This is a genomic window from Pseudonocardia pini (assembly GCF_013870575.1).
Classification (GTDB): Bacteria; Actinomycetota; Actinomycetes; order Mycobacteriales; family Pseudonocardiaceae; genus Pseudonocardia; species Pseudonocardia pini.
The window spans coordinates 1-3,290 of record NZ_JACBXB010000642.1 but is presented as its reverse complement, the minus strand read 5'-3'; the positions used below and the strand labels follow the sequence as shown (position 1 = coordinate 3,290).

General features: G+C 74.1%; 5 protein-coding genes and 1 pseudogene. 4 read left to right on the top strand and 2 right to left on the bottom strand.

Features of this window, described 5'->3' with window-relative positions; all coding sequences use genetic code 11:
• Nucleotides 1-837 (bottom strand): annotated as a pseudogene (locus H5J29_RS26355) (solute carrier organic anion transporter); the annotation flags it as partial.
• Nucleotides 838-1,111: 274 nt separating this feature from the next.
• Between H5J29_RS26355 and H5J29_RS26350 the strand changes: the two are divergent.
• The 3 genes from H5J29_RS26350 (at nt 1,112) to H5J29_RS26340 (ending at nt 2,788) form a co-directional block, all read left to right on the top strand.
• Nucleotides 1,112-1,759, top strand: coding sequence for a response regulator (locus H5J29_RS26350; protein ID WP_181783708.1), 648 nt, complete (start codon nt 1,112-1,114; stop codon nt 1,757-1,759).
• Between the two features lie 254 nt (nt 1,760-2,013).
• Nucleotides 2,014-2,427, top strand: a complete 414-nt coding sequence (locus tag H5J29_RS26345; RefSeq protein WP_181783707.1) for a sterol carrier protein — start codon at nt 2,014-2,016, stop codon at nt 2,425-2,427.
• Nucleotides 2,428-2,476: 49 nt separating this feature from the next.
• On the top strand, nt 2,477-2,788 hold the full coding sequence (locus H5J29_RS26340; RefSeq protein ID WP_181783706.1) for a hypothetical protein: 312 nt from the start codon (nt 2,477-2,479) through the stop codon (nt 2,786-2,788).
• A gap of 6 nt (nt 2,789-2,794) precedes the next feature.
• On the opposite strand, the gene H5J29_RS26335 is transcribed toward H5J29_RS26340, so the two are convergent.
• A complete protein-coding gene (locus H5J29_RS26335; protein ID WP_181783705.1) occupies nt 2,795-2,995 on the bottom strand; it encodes a hypothetical protein in 201 nt (66 codons plus the stop codon).
• Between the two features lie 60 nt (nt 2,996-3,055).
• Here H5J29_RS26335 and H5J29_RS26330 point away from each other — a divergent pair.
• A partial coding sequence (locus H5J29_RS26330; RefSeq protein WP_376768575.1) for a GntR family transcriptional regulator occupies nt 3,056-3,290 on the top strand: 235 nt, incomplete at its 3' end.

Here is a 3,290-nt window from a genome sequence, read left to right as displayed (position 1 = left end):
CAGCGGGCTGCCGTCCCGGACCGCGAGGTCGGCGAGGCCCTCCAACATGTCCCGCAGGTGCACGGCGTGCTCGGCGAGCAGCCGGATCGCGGTGCCCGAGGCCCCCGGCGACAGTGTGCCTGCGGCGAGCTCGCCGGTCAGGGCGGTCAACGAGGCGACCGGGGTGCGGAACTCGTGCAGGACGACCCGGACGCCGTCGAGCCGCGCCTGCTGCGCCTCGACCAGCCGGGTCCGCAGCTCCCGCTCGGACAGCAGCTTCTCGTGTTCGGCGAGGGCACGGGCCCGGGACTCCGCGGCCACCGCGAGCTGGCGCTCCAGCATCCGCACCAACACCCCGACCAGCACGGCCGCCGCGACGAGGAACCCGCTCCACCACGCCCCCGTCAGGAGCCGGACGGACAGCGGGACTCCCGGGTCGGAGCCGAGCCAGCACGCGACCGTGAACCCGAGCCCGACGCCGAGCGCTCCGAGTCTGCCCAGCACCGGCCCACTGCGCAGCGACATCGCGATCGCGATCAGCGGCAGCACCGCCACGAAGATGCTGTCCGCTCCCCCGGTCAGCCCGCAGGCGACCAGGACCAGCAGCCCGTCGACCACGGTGATCACCGCCGGTCGCACCGGCAGCGGCCGCTCGGCCCACTCGGTGACCAACAGGGCCACCGCGTAGAGCGCGGTGCCCGCCACGATCGTCCAGACCACCGCGGGCCTGCCGCGGGCCAGCTCCGGCCCGATGACCAGCGCCAACCCGACGGCGGCCACCACCGCCGCCCGGATGACGACCGCCGCGCGCTCCTCCGCGGAGTCCGAGCGCCGCGTCCACGGCCCGTAGACCTCCACCGCGACCTCCCTGCCTGTTCCGTCCCTCCCCCCAACGATCGCGGACGGGAGGCGGCTCGCGGGGGCCACGGTGGACACCCGGTGCGGCGGGCACCGCTGAGGCCGTGTCTCTCACTCCGCCACCACCGCTCCCGGCGCCCACGCCGCCCCCGACGGCGTTGCCGGACCACCCGAGTACGCCGGGTAGGAGGGCGGCCCGGCTGCGTTGCCGAGAACGACGTGGACCACCGGGCCCGGCGGCGCCGGATCGAGAGACACAGCCTAGGCTCGCGCCGTGCAGGAGGGCCCCTACACCGTCGTCATCGTGGACGACCATGCACTGTTCGCCCAGGGTCTGGCCCTACTACTCGAGTCCCGCGCCGGGGAGACGTTCCGGGTCGCCGGGTCCGCCACGGTGGGCGAGGAGGCGGTGGCGCTCGTCGGGCGGAACAAGGCCGCGGTCGCCGTTGTGGATCTCGCCCTGCCGCCGCTCGGCGGCGTCGAGACGATCCGGCGGATCAAGGCCGCCTACCCGGACACGCGGGTGCTCGCCCTGTCCGGCACCGAGGACCTCGATCTCGCCGCGGCGGCCCTGCGCGCCGGGGCGGACGGCTACCTCGCCAAGTCCGCCGATCCCGAGGTCCTGGTCGCGCCGCTGCTGTCGGTGCTGGCCGGGGTCCGGGTGGTCCGGGCCGAGCTGCTCGACGCGCTGCTCGTGTCGGCCGACCGCACCGCCGACGGCGTGCTGGACCGGCTCTCCGAGCGGGACGTCGAGCTGTGGCGGCTGCTCGCCCGCGGCCTCGAGACCAGCGAGATCGCCCGCCCGATGCTCGTCAGCGAGCGCACCGCGAAGCGGATGATCGCCTCGCTGCTCCACAAGGTGGGCGCGGCGAACCGCATCGAGGCTGCGGCCCTCGCGGGCCGAGCGGGCCTGCTCGACTGATCGGTTCGCGACGGCCACGTCCGACTCGCGGGCCGCAGTGTCCGACTCGCGCGTCGGAAGTGGGGGACTCGGGGCCGCAGTGTCCGACTCGCGCGTCGGAAGTGGGGGACTCGCGGGCCGTGGTGTCCGACTCGCGCGTCGGAAGTGGGGGACTCGCGGGTGGTTCTCGGGGGCCAGGGCCGGCCCGGGTGGGGGGTCGTCTCCGGCCGGTCGCCGGTTCCACACTCGGGCCACGCGAGGAGAGGGGCTGCATCGTGGCGGCGTTCGAGAACGAGGCCGAGGTCTACGAGTACCTCGGCGGCGTCTTCCGCATGGGCATGGAGGATGCGGACCTGGTCGAGAGGCTCAAGCCCTCCGGCGTGGTCCTGCGGATCACCTACACGGAGCCGGACGCTGTGCTGACCGTCGACATGCCGAACTCGGCGATCTTCGAGGGGGCGGGCCAGGGCCCGCAGCCCGACGTCGAGCTGTTCATGACCGCGGACACCGGCAACCGGTTCTGGCTGGGCAGGGTGGTGCTGCCCGTGGCCCTCGCCAAGGGCCAGGTCCGCGCGAAAGGGCCCGTGGCGAAGCTCCTCACGGTGTTGCCGCTGGCCAAGGGCCTGTTCGGCCCGTACCGCGCCTCGCTGGAGGCCAAGGACCGCACCGACCTGCTGGACGCCGCCTGATCGGGTGACCCGGCGGGCAGCAGGTCGGTGGGGTGCCGATACTCCGACGATGGACGACCACTCCGGCAGGCACGCCCGGCCCCTGCCCGAGACCCTGGACATCGACGTGCAGATGTGGACCTCGCTGCGCGGGCACATGCACGACTTCACGACGGTCGTCTGCGACTCCCCGGACCCCGCGCCGCGAGACGCCGACGAGTGGCACCGGTGGGCCGAGGCCCACCTGCTCGCCGTCGCGGACCGGGACGGCTGGCAGCCCGGCCGCTACCACTTCCGTGCCGAGATCAAGGACGCGGTCGACCGGACCGCCGAGGTGCTCACCCAGGACCACTGGGAGTACCGGACCGGCCACGCGCCCTGATCCGGGTCACCGCGACGCGCTCGTCTCCCGGGTCTGCCGGGCCGGGCGTTCCAGCGCGTACCGGAACCGCCACCAGGCGGCCTTGAGGTCACCCCACGGCGTGGCGGTGTAGTGCGGGGCATCGCGCATCGAACGGCTGTCCGCGCCGTAGCGCGGCGCCAGGACGGCGATGAGGACGAGGACCGAGAGCAGGACGGTGAGTGTCATGGCTCCACTGTGCGTACGATTGGCCCGCTAGGACATAGCCAATCGGATGGAGGTGGCCTCGTGGACCCGGGCACCCGACGGATCGGCAGCACGAGCTTCGGACGGCTGCTCGGCAGCTGGCGACCGCCCGACGACCGTGGGCTGGCCACCGCCCTCACCGACCGGGTCCGGCTGCTCGTCCTGGACGGCAGGCTGCCGATCGGCACCCGCATCCCGGCGGAGCGCGAGCTGGCCGGGACCCTCGACGTCAGCCGCACCACCGTGGCCACCGCGTACGAGGCCCTGCGCGCGGACG